This window comes from Desulfotomaculum sp., assembly GCF_982386235.1.
The window spans coordinates 93,461-112,075 of the sequence record NZ_CEVWQM010000002.1; the positions used below are offsets into that span (position 1 = coordinate 93,461).

At 47.5% G+C, this 18,615-nt stretch carries 21 protein-coding genes and 2 riboswitches; of the genes, 8 read left to right on the plus strand and 13 right to left on the minus strand.

Features of this window, described 5'->3' with window-relative positions:
* Window positions 1-3: 3 nt before the first annotated feature.
* The 10 genes from AC1U9Z_RS01510 to cobT all read right to left on the minus strand — a co-directional run bounded on the left by AC1U9Z_RS01510 (window position 4) and on the right by cobT (window position 8,862).
* Entirely contained in the window at window positions 4-627 is a 624-nt protein-coding gene (locus tag AC1U9Z_RS01510) for a precorrin-8X methylmutase (protein ID WP_479955438.1), read from the minus strand.
* Window positions 628-633: 6 nt separating this feature from the next.
* On the minus strand, window positions 634-1,416 hold the full coding sequence (gene cobK, locus AC1U9Z_RS01515) for a precorrin-6A reductase (protein WP_479955439.1): 783 nt from the start codon (window positions 1,414-1,416) through the stop codon (window positions 634-636).
* The gene (gene cobJ, locus AC1U9Z_RS01520) at window positions 1,413-2,123 is read right to left on the minus strand and encodes a precorrin-3B C(17)-methyltransferase (RefSeq protein WP_479955440.1); all 711 of its coding nucleotides are present in this window, start codon (window positions 2,121-2,123) and stop codon (window positions 1,413-1,415) included. The genes cobK and cobJ overlap by 4 nt, the downstream gene beginning before the upstream one ends.
* Window positions 2,108-3,172, minus strand: a complete 1,065-nt coding sequence (locus AC1U9Z_RS01525) for a cobalt-precorrin 5A hydrolase (RefSeq protein ID WP_479955441.1) — start codon at window positions 3,170-3,172, stop codon at window positions 2,108-2,110. Before AC1U9Z_RS01525 ends, cobJ begins: the two co-directional genes overlap by 16 nt.
* Window positions 3,150-3,896 carry a precorrin-4 C(11)-methyltransferase gene (cobM, locus tag AC1U9Z_RS01530; protein WP_479955442.1) on the minus strand — a complete coding sequence of 249 codons (747 nt, stop codon included), beginning with the start codon at window positions 3,894-3,896 and terminating at the stop codon, window positions 3,150-3,152. Before cobM ends, AC1U9Z_RS01525 begins: the two co-directional genes overlap by 23 nt.
* A 96-nt stretch (window positions 3,897-3,992) precedes the next feature.
* Window positions 3,993-4,595 (minus strand): precorrin-6Y C5,15-methyltransferase (decarboxylating) subunit CbiT, encoded by a 603-nt coding sequence (cbiT, locus tag AC1U9Z_RS01535; RefSeq protein ID WP_479955443.1) that lies wholly within the window; start codon window positions 4,593-4,595, stop codon window positions 3,993-3,995.
* The gene (gene cbiE, locus AC1U9Z_RS01540) at window positions 4,588-5,214 is read right to left on the minus strand and encodes a precorrin-6y C5,15-methyltransferase (decarboxylating) subunit CbiE (protein ID WP_479955444.1); all 627 of its coding nucleotides are present in this window, start codon (window positions 5,212-5,214) and stop codon (window positions 4,588-4,590) included. The genes cbiT and cbiE overlap by 8 nt, the downstream gene beginning before the upstream one ends.
* Window positions 5,193-6,305, minus strand: a complete 1,113-nt coding sequence (gene cbiD, locus AC1U9Z_RS01545; RefSeq protein WP_479955445.1) for a cobalt-precorrin-5B (C(1))-methyltransferase CbiD — start codon at window positions 6,303-6,305, stop codon at window positions 5,193-5,195. The genes cbiE and cbiD overlap by 22 nt, the downstream gene beginning before the upstream one ends.
* Complete coding sequence (locus tag AC1U9Z_RS01550; protein WP_479955446.1) at window positions 6,292-7,689, minus strand: cobyrinic acid a,c-diamide synthase CobB; 1,398 nt, start codon at window positions 7,687-7,689, stop codon at window positions 6,292-6,294. Before AC1U9Z_RS01550 ends, cbiD begins: the two co-directional genes overlap by 14 nt.
* A 117-nt stretch (window positions 7,690-7,806) precedes the next feature.
* A complete protein-coding gene (gene cobT, locus AC1U9Z_RS01555; protein ID WP_479955447.1) occupies window positions 7,807-8,862 on the minus strand; it encodes a nicotinate-nucleotide--dimethylbenzimidazole phosphoribosyltransferase in 1,056 nt (351 codons plus the stop codon).
* A gap of 168 nt (window positions 8,863-9,030) precedes the next feature.
* A riboswitch (cobalamin riboswitch) is annotated at window positions 9,031-9,212 on the minus strand.
* 124 nt (window positions 9,213-9,336) lie between these two features.
* A riboswitch (cobalamin riboswitch) is annotated at window positions 9,337-9,518 on the plus strand.
* A gap of 107 nt (window positions 9,519-9,625) precedes the next feature.
* On the opposite strand from cobT, the gene AC1U9Z_RS01560 reads away from it, so the two are divergent.
* The 6 genes from AC1U9Z_RS01560 (at window position 9,626) to cobI (ending at window position 13,927) form a co-directional block, all read left to right on the plus strand.
* A complete protein-coding gene (locus tag AC1U9Z_RS01560) occupies window positions 9,626-10,447 on the plus strand; it encodes a sirohydrochlorin cobaltochelatase (protein ID WP_479955448.1) in 822 nt (273 codons plus the stop codon).
* A gap of 77 nt (window positions 10,448-10,524) precedes the next feature.
* The gene (locus tag AC1U9Z_RS01565; RefSeq protein WP_333530756.1) at window positions 10,525-11,277 is read left to right on the plus strand and encodes an energy-coupling factor ABC transporter permease; all 753 of its coding nucleotides are present in this window, start codon (window positions 10,525-10,527) and stop codon (window positions 11,275-11,277) included.
* Window positions 11,261-11,584: an energy-coupling factor ABC transporter substrate-binding protein gene (locus tag AC1U9Z_RS01570; RefSeq protein ID WP_333530757.1), complete on the plus strand. Its 324-nt coding sequence runs from the start codon at window positions 11,261-11,263 to the stop codon at window positions 11,582-11,584. The genes AC1U9Z_RS01565 and AC1U9Z_RS01570 overlap by 17 nt, the downstream gene beginning before the upstream one ends.
* Window positions 11,544-12,350 (plus strand): cobalt ECF transporter T component CbiQ, encoded by an 807-nt coding sequence (gene cbiQ / locus AC1U9Z_RS01575; protein WP_333530758.1) that lies wholly within the window; start codon window positions 11,544-11,546, stop codon window positions 12,348-12,350. Before AC1U9Z_RS01570 ends, cbiQ begins: the two co-directional genes overlap by 41 nt.
* Entirely contained in the window at window positions 12,350-13,213 is an 864-nt protein-coding gene (locus AC1U9Z_RS01580; RefSeq protein ID WP_479955449.1) for an energy-coupling factor ABC transporter ATP-binding protein, read from the plus strand. Before cbiQ ends, AC1U9Z_RS01580 begins: the two co-directional genes overlap by 1 nt.
* 3 nt (window positions 13,214-13,216) lie before the next feature.
* The gene (cobI, locus tag AC1U9Z_RS01585; protein WP_479955450.1) at window positions 13,217-13,927 is read left to right on the plus strand and encodes a precorrin-2 C(20)-methyltransferase; all 711 of its coding nucleotides are present in this window, start codon (window positions 13,217-13,219) and stop codon (window positions 13,925-13,927) included.
* Between the two features lie 69 nt (window positions 13,928-13,996).
* Here cobI and AC1U9Z_RS01590 read toward each other — a convergent pair whose 3' ends face one another.
* Together AC1U9Z_RS01590 and AC1U9Z_RS01595 are read right to left on the minus strand one after the other, a co-directional pair.
* Window positions 13,997-14,197, minus strand: coding sequence for a hypothetical protein (locus tag AC1U9Z_RS01590; protein ID WP_333530761.1), 201 nt, complete (start codon window positions 14,195-14,197; stop codon window positions 13,997-13,999).
* A 28-nt stretch (window positions 14,198-14,225) separates the two neighbouring features.
* The gene (locus AC1U9Z_RS01595; RefSeq protein WP_333530762.1) at window positions 14,226-14,480 is read right to left on the minus strand and encodes a hypothetical protein; all 255 of its coding nucleotides are present in this window, start codon (window positions 14,478-14,480) and stop codon (window positions 14,226-14,228) included.
* Between the two features lie 278 nt (window positions 14,481-14,758).
* On the opposite strand from AC1U9Z_RS01595, the gene AC1U9Z_RS01600 reads away from it, so the two are divergent.
* Window positions 14,759-16,219 (plus strand): AlkA N-terminal domain-containing protein, encoded by a 1,461-nt coding sequence (locus AC1U9Z_RS01600; RefSeq protein ID WP_479955451.1) that lies wholly within the window; start codon window positions 14,759-14,761, stop codon window positions 16,217-16,219.
* An 11-nt stretch (window positions 16,220-16,230) separates the two neighbouring features.
* On the plus strand, window positions 16,231-16,770 hold the full coding sequence (locus AC1U9Z_RS01605; protein WP_479955452.1) for a methylated-DNA--[protein]-cysteine S-methyltransferase: 540 nt from the start codon (window positions 16,231-16,233) through the stop codon (window positions 16,768-16,770).
* Window positions 16,771-16,930: 160 nt separating this feature from the next.
* Here the strand turns inward: AC1U9Z_RS01605 and AC1U9Z_RS01610 are convergent, their stop codons facing one another.
* Window positions 16,931-18,487, minus strand: coding sequence for an ABC-F family ATP-binding cassette domain-containing protein (locus AC1U9Z_RS01610; RefSeq protein WP_479955453.1), 1,557 nt, complete (start codon window positions 18,485-18,487; stop codon window positions 16,931-16,933).
* Between the last annotated feature and the right edge of the window lie 128 nt (window positions 18,488-18,615).

The window sequence follows — 18,615 nt, forward strand, 5'->3', positions numbered from 1 at the left end:
TCCCTATTTGTAATACAGCAGGGCATTGATGGTTGCTGCTGCCAGGGGACTGCCACCACGGGTACCTAATATGGTAATATGGGGCAGATCCATTTGGGACAGCAATTCTTTGGAGTGGGCCGCGCCCACAAAGCCCACTGGCATACCCACAACCAGGGCCGGCTGCAAGCCTTCCTTCATCATGCGCATCAAGGTATACAGAGCGGTGGGGGCATTGCCGATGGCCACCACTTGACCCTGCAGGCGATTGCCAAACCTCTCCATGGCCACAGCCGAACGGGTAATGCCCCGCTCTTTGGCCTCTGCCACCACTTCCTGACTGTGTACCGCACAGTGTATCTGACCACCCAATTCTGCCAGTCGACGGCTGTTTATCCCAGACTGCAGCATGGTCACATCCGTATAAATATCGACGCCAGCTCTCAAAGCTGCCAGTCCCTGCACCACGGCCCGGGGATGGAAACGAACCTGTGAACCTAATTCAGGATCACCGCTGGTATGTATAATTCGGCTAACCACAGCCTTTTCTGCCGGCGGCAAATTGAATGACTTAAGAAACTCTGCCACCTGCCGCATACTTTCACGTTCAATCTCTTGGGGCTGCCAAATGATATCCTTAAAGTCCATATTTTTTCACTTCCTTGTCTGCCGGCTCGCCTTAAATTTTTGGCAATACTGCAAAACTTCTGCCGGGGCATGCAGTATCAGGGGGTAATTGATTAGGGGCCGCTGCCAGATAACAATGGGTATGCCTAGCTGCAAGGCCGCCTCTAGCTTCTCCTCTACGCCGCCGGTATTACCGCTATCCTTGGTGATGACGACCTCTGCCCGGTACTGTTTATATAAGGCCAGATTCAATTCCCGGCTGCAGGGTCCTTGTAAAGCAATGATGTCCCTGGGTATTAAGCCCAACGCCAGACAACTGGCGACAACCGCCGGCTCTGGCAATACCCTGGCCACCACCCTTACATCCGTTTCCTTAGCAGCAGCCATGAGCAGAGGCAGGTTTTTACTGCCCAGGGTTGAGAAAATAACCTTGCCCAGGGACAAGGTTTTCTTAATACTATTGTTGAGGTCGTCGCATGCATGGACCAGTGGGTGAGCAGGGAGCTTTGTTTGAGGTCTTTCCAACCGCACATAGGGAATGCCCACTTCTTGGGCAGCAGCAATGGCCGTCTTTGAGGCTTCGGCTGCAAAGGGGTGTGTGGCATCCACCAATAACTCAATGCCTTGAGCCAGGAGTTCCTCCAAGGAAGCTTTGTCCAAAGCCCCAGCTCGGACCTGCTGCACTCCTTGGTCGCTAAGAAGCTTACTGCCGTAATCTGTCACAGTGGAAGCCAGCACGGTAAACCCAGCTTTCTGCAATAATGCAGCGGTTTTTCTGCCTTCCAGTGTACCGGCCAGTACTAGGATCACAGGCGGTAGCCCCTTGGGGTTACCATCTGCCCATCGATTACCCTGGTCTGGGAATTGCCAATAATGACGGTGGTTAGCATATCAATATCGTGGTCTAACATTTCCTGCAGGGTGGTAAGGATTTTTTGTTCATCACCGCGCCGGGCCAGGCGTACAATGCCCACCGGCGTATGGGGTGCCTTATGTTTTAGCATCCGTTCCTGGGCAATTTTGATATTGTCCGGTCGACCGTGGCTGCGGGGGTTGTACAAAGCAATAATAAAATCTCCGGCTGCTGCTGACTCCACCCGTTTAAACATAATTTCCGTGGGTGTTAACAAATCACTCAGACTGATCACAGCAAAGTCATTCATGAGGGGTGCTCCCAGGCTGGCTGCTGCCGCTGAGACAGCCGTAATACCGGGAATAATCTTCACCGGAACCCGCCCCTCGGCGACCTCCAGGATTAGTCCGGCCATACCGTAGATACCGGGATCACCGCTGCTGACCACGGCCACCACTTTTCCCCCGGCGGCCAACTCCACCGCCTGTTGGGCCCTGGCTACTTCACCCCGCATGGGTGTGGTCACCCTTTCCTTATGCCCAATTAAATCTGGGATTAATTCTAAATAAGTATGATAGCCCACCACAACCTGGGCAGCTTCGATGGCTGCCAGGGCTTCCGCCGTAAAGGTCTCACGGTTGCCTGGCCCTAGTCCCACCACCATAATTTGGCCTCTGCCAGGGCCACTGTCACTGGCCCTATTTTCTGCTTGGGTACTTTGATCTGTCCCATGCCACTGGCTGTTATGGCTGCCGGTTCGCATACTCCACCAACTCCTATTTGTTCTTTAACAAAATCTGATTGGTTATATTGCACGGTAAGATGCTGTATTTGTTCCCTGGTCACTTCAATTAAGGGAACCCTAAAATATCTTGCTGCCTGCAATAGTCCAGGTTCCTGCATTTTTAAATCCACTGTGGTCAGGTATTTTAGAGAGAGTAAACTATAACCTGAGCATCTAAAAGTTTCTTTGATTGCAGCAATAATTTGTTTCCCACTGACCCCTTTGCGGCAGCCCACTCCGGCTACCAGATTCCTTGGCCTTAACATTAGTCTTGGTTCCCCACGGTGCTGCACCAATTGGTTGGTAATATATACCACAGGTCCTTGGGAACTGCCTTGATCCGTCTGGGACACAGTTAAACCCTGCATGACCTCTGGCTTTAGCTGCCAGGGGGAAACAATTTGTAATGGTTTTCCTTCCACCAGAAGTCGATTAAATAACTTGATCCCTCGAAAAGGGTAAACCTCACAAGCCAATTCCTTCGCTAACAGATCCAGGGAAGGTACACCCACCACATCCGTGGCAGTGGTAATAACTGCCGTGCCACCGATTAATGCAGCGATCCTTCTGGCCAAAACATTGGCACCTCCCAGATGTCCGGCAAGCAGACTGATGGCGTGCTGACCCCTTTCATCCAGTACCACCACAGCAGGGTCGGTCCTTTTGGACTGCAGCAAAGGTGCCAGTGTCCGGACCACAATGCCTGTGGCCATGATAAAAATAATTTGGTTATATTGGTTAAAGACAGTTTTTACTGTTTCCTGCCAATGATCAAAGAAAATTGTCTGAGCAGGATATCTGTCACTGGTAAGCCGCTGCGGCAGGTAAAGATCGGCACCCTGGCAAAGTCCAGCCAATTTCTGGGCTAAACTGGCGCCACCATCCGTCAGAGCCAGTACTGCAACCCTATTCTTCTTTGCGATAGCCATGCTCAAACCCAGCATCGTAAAGTAAAGAACGACCTCCTGCGGTTAAAAATTCACCCACCAAGATCAGGGCTGTACGTTTGATACCCGCCTTTTCCACCAGCTTTGTCAATTCCTGGAGTGTGCCGCGGCACACTCTCTCCTCGGGCCAGGAGGCCCGCTCCACCACTGCCACAGGTGTGTTTGGCTCATAGCCCTGCAGCAATTCCTGCTGTACTTTTTCTGCCATTCCCACCGAGAGGAAAACAGCCAGGGATGCTCTATGCTGGGCCAAACTGGACAATTCCTGAGCCGCCGGTACCGGCGTGCGTCCGGCCAGGCGGGTAATAATAACTGTCTGGGAACCGCCGGGGACGGTATATTCCCTTTTAACAGCAGCAGCGGCGGCCAAAAAGGAGCTGACCCCTGGTACGATTTGGTAGGGAACTCCCAGCTTATCCAATTGCGTCATTTGTTCCCCAATGGCCCCATAAATGCTGGGGTCTCCTGTATGCAGCCGCACCACCAACTGATTACGCTGCTGGTATTCCACCATCAAGGATACGATTTCTTCTAAAACCAGCGGGGCACTGTCAACCAACCGGGCCTCTGCCCGGCAGCAGTTCATTACTTGTAAAGGCACTAAGGATCCTGCATAAACAACCAAGTCAGCCTGTTGCAACAACCGCCAGGCCTTAACCGTTAGTAGCTCCGGGTCCCCTGGCCCTGCTCCGACAAAATAAATCATCCGTTCATCATCCGTTCCGGTTTATTTATTTAGGAGTGTCGTAAAACTACTCGTTCGTACGCAACACACCCCGAAAAGTCCCACGGCCCATGGCCATTAATCAGCTTTCTGTCCGCTAACTATCAGCACCGGGTTAAGACCCTGCCACATCTGGGATTGGCCCACCTGCCTGGCCCTGGCCACTGTGATATTGACAGCCTCTGTTTGCTGATAACCTTTATCCGCCAGGAATCTGAGTACCCGGGGACCTGTTTCCAGGGTTATGGCAGTGGCCACCAGCCAACCACCGGGCTTAAGCTTGCGGTGGGCTGTCTCCAGAATTTCCGTCAAGGCCCCGGCACTGCCGCCAATAAAGATACGGTCCGCCGGCGGCAGCTTTTCCATTGTGTCAGGGGCAAAGCCTGGTACCAGACGAACATTCGTAAGTCCAAAGCGTCGGGCATTGGCTTCTACCAGTTCATCGGCAGAACTGTCCTTTTCCAGAGCAAAAACAGTACCGTTTTTTATCTGGAGGGCACATTCCACCGTCACACTGCCGCTGCCTGCCCCCACATCATAGATCACAGCACCGGGAAATAATTTCATTTTCCCGATGGCAATCATGCGAATTTCCTGTTTGGTTATGGGCACGGTGTTTGACTGTTTAAAAAGCTGATCCGGTATACCGGGTGTTGTATAGGCCCATGCCACTTTAGGCACCGATAACCACCACGCAATTCTCAAATTTTTGGTTAGACTCTGCCAGAGCAGCTAAAGTTCCTCGGAAAATCGTTTCATTGGCACAGGAAAGATTGCAGCCCACCGAAACCGGCAAGTTATGGCAACCATTGGCTAATACTTCCTTGGCTAAGGCCTGGGGACTATTTTTAGCATCTGTTAAAACAGCAACCGTAATCCCTGCCTTAACCATGCCGACTAACCGATGGTCCTCTCTGCCGTGGCGACTTAGCACCACAGCATCCTGCCAGGGACTTTTTAGCCTGGCAAACATCAGTTGTACAGAGCTAATGCCGGGAATAAACTCTAAACAGTTAGGCGACAGCTTTTCTGCCAGGGTGGCGGCAAAACTATAGATTCCTGTATCTCCGGATACCAGCACCACCAGCCGCTTGTGTTTATAGTTTTGTTGTATAAATTCAATGGCAGCATCCAGATTGGCAGCCAGAGCATAGGTTTCTTGTCCCGGGCGGGCAAACTGATCCAATAGCCTGCGTCCACCCACCACCACTTCCGCCTGTTGTATGGCGGCAGCCCCGGCAGCAGTAAGGTAGTCCGGTCCACCGGGACCCACACCAACTACTTTGATGATATTTTCCATCCCAGTGCCTCCCCAATTTCTCTGGCTCCCTCATCATAGCCCACAATTTCACCGCTGAGGGCATACATGACCGTTCCCACCTTGAACTTTTCCCTGACATAGCCAGCAGCCCTCTGACTGGCTGCCGCAGCCAAGTTTTCAAAGACCTGGGATAAGTCATGGCGACCTAAGATAGTTACCGCTTCCTCAGCGGTATTCATGTTCATTAACAATTCAATGACCGAGCGGGGTGCCCCCAAAAGAGCCGCGTGGGCCGCAATGGTTTCCCGCCGTCCATCGGCAAGCTTGCCCAGGGTATGAAAAATTCCCGCGGCTAGCTTGACTAATTTACCCAAGTGACCCAGTAAAAGTACCCCTTCCACAGGCCTTTTGGCACACTCTTCCAGCATGGTGCCGATAAAATTACTGGTTTCGATCACTGCCTCAGAGGGTAGTGCAAGCTCTGCTGCCTTTTTTACCCCTAAACGACCCGGTGTCAGTACCAGTAAGCTGTGTCCCAGGGCCAAGGCCTGATCAATTTGCGGCACCAAAGACCGTCGGTAAGCATCCTCAGACATGGGCCGGACAATGCCGCCGGTGCCCAGGATGGAAATACCTCCCACAATACCCAGTTTGGGATTCATGGTTAGATTTGCCACCGATTCCCCCTCCGGCACGGCTATGACAACCTTTGCTCCCCGATCCGGCCCCAATACTTCCCTTACTTCCTGTTCAATCATTTGCCGGGGTACCGGGTTAATGGCCGCTTCTCCCACTGGCACTGACAGGCCGGGCTTGGTAACGACTCCTACACCCTTGCCGCCGGTAATCTGAATTTCTCCGGGTTGCAGCGACACTTCAGCCACAACCGTCATGCCGTGGGTCACATCTGGATCGTCACCGGCATCCTTCACCACGGAACCACGACAGAACGGATCTTCTTTGTCCACCCGGTCAATGTCTATTACGATCTGACCACCACCGGGTAGGGAAACAGAAACATTTTGGGCAATGATGCCCTTTACCAGGGCCATTGTCGCTGCCTTGGCCGCCGCTGCAGCACAGGTGCCGGTGGTAAAGCCAGATCTTAACTCCTTTTTACTTTCTTCCATGATTTACTCTCCGTACCCTGTATCGTTGGCAGGCCGCTAAAAAGTTTTGGGCCGCCCCAGGGTTATAGCGAAAATGAATGTGTACATAGGATGCCAGAATTTCCTTATGGGCATAGCCTTCACCACGGCCTTCCTTGCCACGTCCTCCGGTTAACTGATAGACATTCGATGCGGCAGGTAGATCCTCCATAATGGACCAATGAAACTCATGTCCTTTCAGGGTCATATCTGGTTCTCCCAACAAACAGGTTTTTGTTAACTTGGCCTGGACATAACCCAGGGCTGCCAGGCGCTGTCCCATTTTTACCCGAGCCGGTACCAGTCCTACCCCGGCAAAGGCTTGGCCGGCTAGATCCGTAATGCTTTCACACAGATACATAAACCCACCACACTCTGCATAAACGGGCATTGCTTGCCGGCTGCGCTCTACTAATTCATGCTTTAATAATTGATTAGCGGCTAACATGGGTAAAAATTGTTCGGGAAATCCTCCGCCAATATAGATGCCGTCTATATCCGGTGGCAACAGGGTATCCCTCAGGGGACTAAAAAATACTAATTCCGCCCCTAACTCTACAAGGTAATCAAGACTGTCTTGATAATAAAAATTAAAGGCTTCATCGCTAGCCACCGCTAACCTCACACCCTTAAAGGACTGTTGTACCGGCAGTATTTCACGATCTGTCAGCTCCGATGCCTGTTGGGCTAGAGTCAGCAGCCGTGTCACATCGATTTGTTCCTCAACTAACTGGGCCAGTGCTGTTAGGGTTTGGTTTAATTCCTTATTTTCTGCTGCGGGCAGCAGTCCCAAATGACGCTGGGGCATCACAATATCCCTTTGTTTGACCAATGCTCCCAGTAAAGGAATGCCCAGTTCCCCTTCCAACACCTGTTTAATAAATTGTCTATGACCCTCACTGCCTACTCCATTGGCAATAACGCCACAGACCTGTAAATTCGGATCAAAATTTTGGTAACCGCTAATTAGGGCCGCAGCACTGCGGGCCAACCCCTGGGCTGAAAAAACCAAAACCACCGGGGCCTTAATAATTTTGGCAACCTGGGCTGTACTGCCCCTTTCCCCTTGCCCTCTGGCCCCGTCAAATAAACCCATGACGCCTTCCACCAGGGAAAGATCCATTCCCTTGGCCCTTTTAATAAATAACTCATGCACTTTCTCCGGTGAGCCCATCCAACTGTCAAGGTTATGGGAAGTGACGCCAGCGGCTGCTTTGTGGAGGCCGGGATCGATATAATCAGGCCCTACTTTGAAGGGTTGTACCTTAATACCCCTCCGTCGGAAGGCTGACAGTAATCCCAGGGTGAGGGTAGTCTTTCCTACACCACTGTGGGTTCCGGCCAGAACAATTCTTGGTATTCTCATAGATTGCTCCTGTTTGAATATTCATACTTTTTAACGAGAGTTAGTAAAACAAATTATAGTATAAAATTTATGGCAATACAAGGAAAAGCAGCCAGGGTTTGGTTTCACCTTTTCTATCTATCCTTCACTAACTCCTGCTTCTGCGAAGGTAGCCATTTCGTTAATAATACGTAGCGCAGATTCGATAATGGGGAAAGCTAAGGCGGCACCTGTGCCCTCGCCCAATCTCATTTCCATATGCAGAATGGGTTTTAATTCTAACTTCTGCATCATATAACGGTGGCCTGGTTCTTCTGATACATGGGAGGCAAACATAAACCTACGGCTCAGAGGAGCCAGGGATTTGGCTAGCATTGCCGCTGCACCGGAGATAAACCCGTCCAGCACGACCGGAATTCCCTCTGCGGCACAACCCAAGATAACCCCCGCCATAGCACCTATTTCTAAGCCACCCACCTTGGCCAGCACATCTAGGCCATCCTTGGCATCGGGTTGATTTACCGCCAGCCCTTGCTTAATCACAGCGATCTTATGTTGCAGTCGTTGATCATCAATACCTGTGCCGCGACCAGTAATTTCCTCCGGGGCCACGCCTGTAAAAGCGGCTAAAATAGCGGCACTGGGCGTGGTATTGCCAATGCCCACCTCACCAATCCCAACCAGGGCCGGACGTTTTTTAACTTGCTGACTTAGAAGGGTGATACCAGCCTCCATGGATCGAATGGCATCATCCCTGCTCATGGCGGGACCGATGGCAAAATTATCTGTGCCGGATCTTACGCGACAGGAAATCAGACCTTCCCTTGCCAAGGGTGGTCCGGTAACCCCGACATCAGCCACCACAACCCTGGCACCAGCCTGACGGGCCAGTACATTGATACCTGCACCACCTTGCAGAAAATTGAAGATCATTTGAGGCGTTACTTCCTGAGGAAAGGCACTGACCCCTTCTGCCACTACCCCGTGATCTCCTGCTAAAACCAGTGATACCTTCTCCAGAGGAAGTTTCGGCAGAGGGGACCGCTGGATACCAGCCAACCGCCAGGCGATCTCCTCTAATATGCCCAGGCTGCCAGGTGGTTTGGTCAGTCTGTCTAACCTCTGTTTGGCCTGTTCTTCACAGGTCTGGTCCGGTAGTTGAATCCTGGCAAGTGTTTCAGTTAATAAAGACATTTTTTTACCTCCTTTATTTCAAATGGCCATGAGCCTTGGGCTTTTTTAGCCATCAGCCATCAACCATCTACCCATGTCATCCTTGCTGGTGCCGCTGGCAGGGTGAACTTGCCTGAAAAATAAAAAGTCCTCAGCCTTAATAGGCCGAGAACTTTTCCATCATTCTCAGAATTTGTATTTTTACAGGCAGGTCTCCTGACTTGCGGGTCATTGCCGGATACCCGCCTTCCCAACCCAAGGTCAGTGGCAAAATGGGTATTCGCTTACCGCTTACAGTGGCGGGACCGTTCGGGACTTGCACCCGATTCCCTATTCTCCCCTACCGGGGCACCTGGAAAAATTATACTCTTTAAAGGATTGTATCGTTTTTTTATGATTCTGACAATATATATTTTCTATGGCATAAGAAGGACTCGGTTTTTTACATGGGTTTTTATGGACATAATGGAATATATATGTTATGATGGCACCATAATTTAATACTTCGTGTTTGGTTCCCCCTATGGGGGCTTAAAAGGGAATCGGGTGCAAATCCCGAACGGTCCGGCCACTGTAAATGGCTAGTTTGTTTCAGTTTACACCACTGGTACTACTGGGAAGGTAGAAGCAAATTTTTATGCCTGAGTCAGGAGACCTGCCAAACAAAAAAACTGACCCTCCCGAGGAGAGGTAAGCAGTTAAACCGGGGTTTATCCTGGTTTTTTTGACTTGCCTTAACGTTTAATTAGTTAAGGTTTTTTATTTTGTAAAGGTGGTTATTGTAATGGAAAAAAAAGCTATTCTACTGGTAACCTTTGGCACCACTGTGGATCAAGCAACCGCTGCATTTAAAAAATTAGAGGATCAAGTCAGAGTAGTTTTCCCCGGTATCGAACTACGCTGGGCCTACACGGCAAAGAGTATTCGTGGGGTATTGGCCAAAAGAGGTATCCAGATAGACAGTCCGATTACTGCTTTGGCTAGGCTGCAGGATGAAGGCTATACCAGGGTAGTGGTACAGTCCGTGCATATCATACCAGGCATGGAATACTATGATCTGGTCAATGTGGTAGATAATATGTCTCACCTGCGAGGTATTTCCGGCAAGCAGTTTCAGAGTAAAATAGGTAAGTTTGGTTTTCATCAATTAACCCTGGGGGCGCCACTCCTTTATCATCTGACAGACTACCAGGAGGTTGTGGCCTGTATCAAGGATCTGGTTCCTGCGGACCCCCAACATGCTCTGGTACTGGTGGGTCATGGCAGTGATCATCATAGCTTTAGTGTCTACGGTTGCCTAAATGATATGCTGCGTCAAACCTATCCAAATGTTATCCTTGGTACCATTGAGGGTTATCCTTCATTAACGGATGTTAAGGCTGATCTTGCCAGGAAGGATTTTCAAAAGGTAACGCTCGTCCCCTTTATGAATATTGCCGGTGATCATGCCATCAATGATTTGGCCGGGTCTGAGCCAGATGCCTGGCAAAATGAATTGGCTCAAAACTATCCGGTAACAACTCTTCTCAAGGGCCTTTTGGAATTTGATAACATTGTGGAAATCTACATCAAGCATATACGACAGGCCTATGAACTTCTTAACTAGTTAGAAAACCAGTGCTAAAACAGGCAAGCGATATGTCAAAATATTGGGAAAATTGTATTAAAGGGGGACTTAGAACCATGAAATATCGGGTTACTTCACTTTGGGTCGTTTTCTGCTTATTATTCCTTACTCCTAATGCCGCCTATGCGATGCATATTGCCGAGGGTTTTCTACCTGCCGGTTGGTGCTTATTCTGGTTGGCCCTATCGGCTCCCTTTGTTATCTGGGGACTTCGCTCCATTCGCAAAACTTTACAGGCAAACCCAAATCTAAAAATGCTGCTGGGTTTGGCGGGGGCCTTTGTGTTTGTTCTTTCCGCTTTAAAAATCCCTTCGGTCACAGGCAGTTGTTCTCACCCCACCGGTGTGGGACTGGGTGCCATTTTGTTTGGTCCCGCCGTGATGAGTGTTCTAGGTTGTATTGTTTTGTTATTTCAGGCTTTATTATTGGCCCACGGTGGGATAACAACCCTTGGTGCCAATGTGTTTTCCATGGGTATTGTGGGTCCCTTCGTATCTTTTGGCATTTACCAACTGTTAAAGAAGCGGAATGCGAAGGTTGCGGTGTTTTTGGCTGCTTCATTGGGTGATATGGCGACCTACATGGTTACCTCCCTCCAATTGACCTTGGCATTCCCCGACAGTACGGGCGGTTATTTAATTTCTTTTTATAAGTTCATGAGCATTTTTGGTATTACCCAACTTCCATTAGCCATAACAGAAGGATTATTGACTGTATTTGTTTTTAGCTTACTGTACAATTACAAGGAAGAATTTCTGCCCGGGCTAATCAAAAACGAAAGGAGCGGTCCCTATGATTTCGTCAAGTAATAACCCTTCTTCCAATCGGTCCTTAAACTGGGTACTTTTAGGTATTGTGGTCCTATTGCTCATTATACCCCTTATTTTCTTGCCCGAAGCAGGATTTGAAGGTGCCGATGGACAAATTGAAACCGTGATTAGCCAGGTAAATCAGGACTACCAACCCTGGTTTGAACCATTCTGGGAACCACCGAGTGGGGAAATTGAGAGCTTACTTTTTGCTCTTCAGGCAGCAATAGGTGCCGGAGTAATTTGTTATATTATCGGTTTCTGGAATGGCAAAAGAAAGGCGGCAAAAAAATCAAGTGCTGCTTGATCGATTTTCCTATAACAGTCCCTTAGGGCAAGTACACCCGGTGGAAAAAACATTTTTTGCCATTGTCAATATGATTATTTGTATCTTAGCGAATTCGGCTATTATATCTTTTCTAGTTTTGGTTCTAATGGCAGGAGGCACTACTTTCATGGGGAAAGTGCCTCTGCGTTTTTATTTAAAGCTCCTGTTACTGCCCATTACCTTCCTCTCCTTAGGAAGCTTAAGTATTGCTGTAACAACCATAAACCCAACGGATATGGTCATTTGTCAGTGGAGCTTACTGGGTTACCCCCTAGGTATAACAACCGAAAGCTTGCATACTTCCCTTATGGTCTTTACCAAATCCTTGGCCTGTTCCTCCTGTTTGTTTTTTTTAATCCTTACCACATCGATGCTGGATATCATTGATCTGTTACGAAAGCTCAGGATCCCAGAGTTATTTCTGGAACTGATGCTATTAATCTATCGTTTTTTATTTGTACTCTGGGACAGCGGGCAAAAAACATATCTTGCCCAATCCGCCCGGTTGGGTTATTCCTCTGGTAAAAAAGGTTTGCATTCCATGAGCATGTTGGTCAGTGGCCTGCTGCTGCAATCTCTCCGCCGCTCCAGGGAACTTACCTTAGCCCTGGAAGCAAGGGGGTATAATGGTTCCTTACAAGTTTTAGCCAGGGATTATACCTACTCCACAAGAAATATTACGATTATTTGCTTTATTGAAATACTGTTATTATTGGTAGCATATAAAGGCGGGAGTATTATATAATGACAGACATTATTCTGGAAACATGCAATCTCCGTTGTCAGTATCCCGATGGAACCATCGCCCTGCAGGATATCTCCATTACTATTAAAAAGGGTAAAAAAATTGCTTTATTAGGTACGAATGGTGCAGGAAAATCCACTTTGCTGCTGCATTTAATTGCACTTATAAAGCCAACCTCAGGAAAAATCTTTTTCCAGGGTAAGGAACTGCACTACAACCGTTCTTCCTTAGCTAATTTGCGCAGCCGAGTTGGTCTTGTTTTCCAGGATCCTGAAAGTCAGCTATTTGCACCCAGTGTACGTCAGGAGGTATCCTTTGGCCCAATAAATTTGGGTTTGGCCAAGAAACAAGTGGAGGAACGGGTATTTAGCTCCCTTGAACTAAGCGGCATCCCTCATTTAGTTGACAAGCCAGTACATTTGCTAAGCTATGGCCAGAAAAAGTTGGTATCCATTGCCGCTGTTTTAGCCATGAAGCCGGAGTTACTGATCCTGGATGAACCAACTGCCTCATTGGACCCGCATAACTCAAAGGAAATCATGCAGCTACTAAATACACTCAATCAGAAAGGCATGTCCGTTCTTCTGGTGACTCACAATGTGGAAGAAGCCTATGGCTTTGCAGACGAAATTATTTTAATGAACAACGGGCTGATCACTGGCCAGGGGGCCCCGGAAATTATCTTGTCCCAGGATGAATTATTGGCAGACAACCACCTTACCAAACCAATTGTTTTAGAAATATTCAATTCCTTACAACTGGCAGGGCATCTGCCAAAAAACCTGCCTATTCCCCGCAGCCGGCAGGCTTTAATGGATTTGATTCAGAATAATACCCCTATACAAGATAATAATGGGAGGTAAAGCATGAAAGGTATATTCTATGGCATTGGCGTAGGTCCCGGTGACCCGGAATTGATTACACTAAAGGCCGTACATATCTTAAAAGAGGTGGCGGTGGTTATTGCCCCTCGCCCCAATGCACGGGCTGCTAGCACAGCCCTTCGTATTGCACGTCCCCACATTAAAGAGGATACCGAGATCCTGGAATTAACCTTCCCCATGGTGGATGATGAGCTGGAATTAAACGAGGCCTGGGAAAACAACATGTTAACCATTCTGGATCTTTTGCAGGCTGGCAAAGGGGTAGCCTTTTTGACCCTGGGCGATCCCATGCTTTATAGTACATACATCTATATTTATCGGTTATTGGCAAAACATCAGGTGGCAATACAAACAATTCCCGGTATTACTTCCTTTGCCGCTTCGGCCAGTCGGGTTGGCTTTCCCTTAGCAGAAGGGAATGAGATACTCACCATCATCCCCGCCACCTGCCAGGCTGAAAAGCTAAGCCAAGCCTTAGCCTTGGCCGATAATGTAGTGCTCATGAAGGTTTCCCGAAATACCTCTAAGCTAATCAATGAAATGTCTGATCACGATTTATTGGATCAGGCCGTAATGGTAAGTAAGTGCGGCCACAAGGATGAATCAATCCTTTTTGATTTAAGAAGCCCGGAACTAAAACCAACCTATTTGTCTACTATTTTGGCTAAAAAGAACTCCAGCGGAACAGCTTAAACAAATTTAATTGTTTCTTCTAACGTTGTGACTATAAATAATGGGAACGACCCCTCGGTCGTTCCCATTTTAGTATTCTTTTAACTCTTGAATAAGCTCCTGGATCGGGTCGACTCCTTTACCCTGGGCTAAGGCGGATTGCTTAGCATTTTCCAACATATCAATTATGTTTTCAATTTTCTCAGAGGAAATCTTGCCATTCTGTGAAGCAGTTTGGAGAAATTCCCTAATATCTGAAGCAAATTTTACAACATCATTTTCTGTTTCCATAAACTGTCCCTTCCTTATTATATTATTTTTACCTACTACAACTACAGCCACAGCTTTTTTTAGTTTGTTCCTGCTGTTGAACAGAGTAACAGGTATAGACCTTGCCTTCAAATTCTTTCTCTTTTTCTTGGTGGTCATAGGCCCCATTTAATACAAAGTCAATAAATCTTACAGCCTCATCAGGGTCTTCAAAGGCAATGGGTTCCTTAAAATTGCTATGGGATTGAATAAGACCAGCACGATCAACCAATTCACCAGAAATATTATGACAAACGAAAAACAATGGCAACCCTCCATATTAAGCAGTATATACATAGTATTGACATTTTACACAAAATTATGGTTAGAAAAAACACAGTTGCATATGCCATGATGACATAATCAATGTTTTTATGGCAACGGGCAAGCGGGAACGCTACTAAAACTGAATATCGAACGAAAAAGGGATACTGCGAAGGGTATCCCTTAATTGCTTATATCAAGAAGCATGTCCGAAAATAGCGAGTTATTTGCGTGAAACGTGCTATAATTTAATTGCTTCAAAAAAGGGGGCGAAAAAGAATGATCGATAACGATAGCGGTCTATACGTAGCCTTTAAGGCGAAAGACGCTCGCTTTGATGGACGTTTTTTTGTAGGAATATCTTCCACGGGCATATACTGCCGCCCGGTGTGCCGGGCAAGACAACCGAAAGCCGAAAACTGCACTTTTTATCGGACCGCAGCGGAAGCTGAACAAGCCGGGTACCGCCCATGCCTTTTATGTAGACCTGAGCTTGCCCCCGGTACTTCAATCACGGACGCTACCGCTAATTTAGTTTACCGGGCAGCAAGAATGTTAGAAAAAAATTGCGGAAGCGGACAGAATTTAGAGGAAATAGCCGGGCGGCTTGGTTGTACGGACCGACATTTGCGGCGTGTTTTTACCGCAGAGTATCATGTGTCGCCGGTCCAATATTTGCAAACATGCAGATTGCTCCTTGCTAAAAATCTGCTTACAGACACAGATTTGTCGGTTCTGGAGGTTGCAATGGCGGCTGGTTTTGGCAGTTTGCGCCGTTTCAATGACCTTTTCAAAAAACAGTACAAACTTTCACCCACAGCTTTACGGAAACACACCTCAGAAGAAAAAAAACCTAATGATAACATTACTTTAGCATTGGGCTACCGCCCGCCCTATCCTTGGGAAGAAATGTTGAACTTCCTTGCCGGACGCGCCATAGCAGGAATTGAGGTTGTAAAAAACGGTGAATACATGCGTACCGTACATTGGAAAAACCCGGCGGGAAAACATGTATACGGCTGGGTAAGGGTAGGCCATGTGCCTAAAAAAAATGCATTGAGTGTTACCGTGAGTGAAACGTTACTGCCTGTACTCCCGCAAGTATTAGCGCGAATACGACACCTATTTGACTTATATTGCGACCCTGAGGCGGTGTATGAAACACTCCGGGTAATGAACAACATTCGACCCAGCCTTTGTGTTTTGGGCACCCGTGTGCCGGGATGCTTCAACGCTTTTGAGATGGCAGTACGGGCGGTGCTTGGACAGCAAATCACCGTGAAAGCAGCAACCACATTAGCGGCAAGGATTGTTGAAACTTACGGCACGCCTATACAAACTGGGATGAAGGGCTTGACCCATATCTTTCCTTTACCCGAAGCGGTATTCGCTTTGGACGGATCCATTGAAAATCACTTTGGCGTGTTAGGTGTCACTGCTGCGCGGTCAAATACGATTTACGAACTGGCACGGGCATTCGTGCAAGGGGAAATTGATTTTGACCTTTGCGCCCAACCGGAGGAAGAAATGAAAAAGCTGATGGCTATTCGTGGTATTGGAAGCTGGACAGCGCAATATATTGCCATGCGTGCGATGGAATGGCCTGACGCTTTCCTTGAAACAGACGCGGGTGTAAAAAAAGCCTTACAGCCCTACACAGCAAAAGAATTGTTGAAAATAGCAGAAGCCTGGCGACCGTGGCGCAGTTATGCCACCGTCAACCTTTGGAACACACTATAAGGAGGTATAAAATGTATTATCGGGCAACCTATCCGTCACCCGTAGGAGTAATAACACTTGCATGTGACGGAAGTAATCTTGTTGGCCTATGGATTGAAGGACAAAAGTATCACGGGAATACGATACTGGAAGATATGATCGAGAACGACGACCTGCCGATATTAGACACCGCTAAAAAATGGCTGGACAGATACTTTGCGGGTGAACAACCCGACATTTCAGAATTGCCGTTAGCGCCCGTTGGCAGCGAGTTTCGTCAAGGAATATGGCATATTTTATGCGAAATACCCTATGGCAAAGTTATTACTTATGGCGACATTGCAAAAAAAATGGCGGCGAAGATGAAAAAGGAAAGTATGTCAAGTCAAGCGGTAGGCGGTGCGGTTGGGCATAATCCCATCTCTATTATTATCCCTTGTCACCGGGTTGTAGGCTCAAACGGCAGCTTGACAGGGTACGCTGGGGGTGTTCAGACAAAAGTAAAATTGCTTGAATTAGAGGGGGCTGACATGTCCCGGTTGTTTATACCGACAAAAGGAACGGCACTTTAGACAGAGAAAAGAGTTAATTTACAGTAAATGGGTTGCTACATCACAAGCCCAAGATAACCACGCAATGGCAAAAGTCGGCATAACCGAATGTGCCATGCCGACTTTCGCATTAAATGTTTTCCTGACCCGCCGCCGCTTACCCGGGTGCTTTGCATAAAAATTAAACGATTTTAGTTGTCCAATCCTCTAAATTCCATATGTCGGTTACCCAATCCTCATAAAAGTCAGGCTCGTGGGATACTAGAATAATGGTTCCTTTAAATTCCTGGAGGGCCTTTTTTAATTCTGCTTTGGCGTCAACATCCAGGTGGTTGGTAGGTTCGTCTAATAAAAGCCAGTTAACCTCCTTGAGCATCAGCTTACATAATCTAACCTTGGCGTTCTCACCGCCACTTAAAACCATCATTTGACTGGTGATGTGTTCATTGGTCAGACCGCATTTGGCAAGGGACTGACGAACCTCGTAGTTACTCAGCCCTGGGTATTCATCCCAGATTTCTTCCATGGCCGTATTACTATTATCCTTGCTGCTTTCCTGTTCAAAATAACCGGCAAAGATACTTTCCCCCAGCTTTACTTCTCCTCCAAAGGGCTTAACTTCACCCATTAAGGTTTTTAACAAGGTAGATTTACCCAGGCCGTTAACTCCCCGAATGGCTACTTTCTGGTTTCTTTCCAAGATAAGATTCAAGGGCTGGGTTAGGGGTTCATGATAGCCTAATACAAGGTCCGTGGCCTCAAAAATAATTCTACCAGGAGTTTTGGCCGGGTTAAATTTAAAGGTTGGTTTCATTTTTTCCTTTGGTTTTTCTAGAATTTCCATTTTATCCAGTTGCTTTTGCCGGCTTTTCGCTCTGCCAGTGGTCGATATGCGGGCCTTATTGCGGGCAATAAAGTCTTCCAGTCTTTCTACTTCTTTTTGTTGTTTTTCGTAGGCCTTAAGTTCCTGTTGCTTTTTTAGCTCGTAACCCTGTAAAAATTGATTATAATTGCCCGCATATCGGGTCAGAATGCTGTTTTCTACGTGATAAATAACATTAACCACGTCATTCATAAAGGGTACATCATGGGACACCAAAATGAAGGCATTTTCGTAGTTGGTTAAATACCTTTTGAGCCATTCAATATGTTCAAAATCCAAAAAGTTTGTGGGCTCATCTAATATTAATATAGTAGGGTTTTGTAGAAGCAATTTGGTTAGCAGGACCTTGGTTCTCTGGCCTCCGCTAAGGTCGGTGACATCCTTGTCCAAACCGATATCCGCTAGGCCTAAACCGTTGCTGATTTCCTCAATCTTGGCATCAATGGTATAAAAGCCATTGTGTTCTAAGATGTTCTGAATATCTCCTACATCTTCCATCATTTTATTTATTTCAGCCTCAGAGGCTTCACTCATTTTATCGTATAGCTGAAGCATTTCGGCTTCCAGATCATACATGCCTTGAAATGCTTCCCTTAAAACCTCACGAATCGTTTTGCCCCTGGTTAAAATCGTATGTTGATCCAGGTAACCCACCGTAACACGGTTGGACCATTCAACCTTTCCTTGGTCAGGGGTTAATTCACCCGTTATGATAGCAAGAAAAGTAGATTTTCCCTCGCCGTTTGCCCCCACTAAACCGACGTGCTCTCCCTTAAGCAGGCGAAAGGATGCATCCTCTAATATTGCCCTCCCACCAAAACCATGGGTCACGTTTTCTACTGTTAATACACTCATAGCGTTCTCCTTTTTTCTAAATGAAAAATCACCCTGAAATTATAACATAAAATATTAGTTTAAAGCGAAAAGACTTATAATATCATAAAGGTGCAATATGCAAGCCTGAACCCTAAAGGAGGGTGAAT

What these genes read in the sequence shown, in the direction of transcription:
- AC1U9Z_RS01560 (WP_479955448.1), top strand. Translation starts at nt 9,626, where the DNA reads ATGGAAAAAAAAGCTATTCTACTGGTAACCTTTGGCACCACTGTGGAT.
- AC1U9Z_RS01565 (WP_333530756.1), top strand. Translation starts at nt 10,525, where the DNA reads ATGAAATATCGGGTTACTTCACTTTGGGTCGTTTTCTGCTTATTATTC.
- AC1U9Z_RS01525 (WP_479955441.1), bottom strand. Translation starts at nt 3,172, where the DNA reads ATGGCTATCGCAAAGAAGAATAGGGTTGCAGTACTGGCTCTGACGGAT.
- cobI (WP_479955450.1), top strand. Translation starts at nt 13,217, where the DNA reads ATGAAAGGTATATTCTATGGCATTGGCGTAGGTCCCGGTGACCCGGAA.
- cobM (WP_479955442.1), bottom strand. Translation starts at nt 3,896, where the DNA reads ATGATTTATTTTGTCGGAGCAGGGCCAGGGGACCCGGAGCTACTAACG.
- AC1U9Z_RS01580 (WP_479955449.1), top strand. Translation starts at nt 12,350, where the DNA reads ATGACAGACATTATTCTGGAAACATGCAATCTCCGTTGTCAGTATCCC.
- AC1U9Z_RS01600 (WP_479955451.1), top strand. Translation starts at nt 14,759, where the DNA reads ATGATCGATAACGATAGCGGTCTATACGTAGCCTTTAAGGCGAAAGAC.
- AC1U9Z_RS01610 (WP_479955453.1), bottom strand. Translation starts at nt 18,487, where the DNA reads ATGAGTGTATTAACAGTAGAAAACGTGACCCATGGTTTTGGTGGGAGG.
- AC1U9Z_RS01510 (WP_479955438.1), bottom strand. Translation starts at nt 627, where the DNA reads ATGGACTTTAAGGATATCATTTGGCAGCCCCAAGAGATTGAACGTGAA.
- AC1U9Z_RS01570 (WP_333530757.1), top strand. Translation starts at nt 11,261, where the DNA reads ATGATTTCGTCAAGTAATAACCCTTCTTCCAATCGGTCCTTAAACTGG.
- cobT (WP_479955447.1), bottom strand. Translation starts at nt 8,862, where the DNA reads ATGTCTTTATTAACTGAAACACTTGCCAGGATTCAACTACCGGACCAG.
- cbiQ (WP_333530758.1), top strand. Translation starts at nt 11,544, where the DNA reads ATGGCAAAAGAAAGGCGGCAAAAAAATCAAGTGCTGCTTGATCGATTT.
- AC1U9Z_RS01605 (WP_479955452.1), top strand. Translation starts at nt 16,231, where the DNA reads ATGTATTATCGGGCAACCTATCCGTCACCCGTAGGAGTAATAACACTT.
- AC1U9Z_RS01550 (WP_479955446.1), bottom strand. Translation starts at nt 7,689, where the DNA reads ATGAGAATACCAAGAATTGTTCTGGCCGGAACCCACAGTGGTGTAGGA.
- cobJ (WP_479955440.1), bottom strand. Translation starts at nt 2,123, where the DNA reads ATGGTGGTGGGACTAGGGCCAGGCAACCGTGAGACCTTTACGGCGGAA.
- AC1U9Z_RS01590 (WP_333530761.1), bottom strand. Translation starts at nt 14,197, where the DNA reads ATGGAAACAGAAAATGATGTTGTAAAATTTGCTTCAGATATTAGGGAA.
- cbiD (WP_479955445.1), bottom strand. Translation starts at nt 6,305, where the DNA reads ATGGAAGAAAGTAAAAAGGAGTTAAGATCTGGCTTTACCACCGGCACC.
- cbiE (WP_479955444.1), bottom strand. Translation starts at nt 5,214, where the DNA reads ATGGAAAATATCATCAAAGTAGTTGGTGTGGGTCCCGGTGGACCGGAC.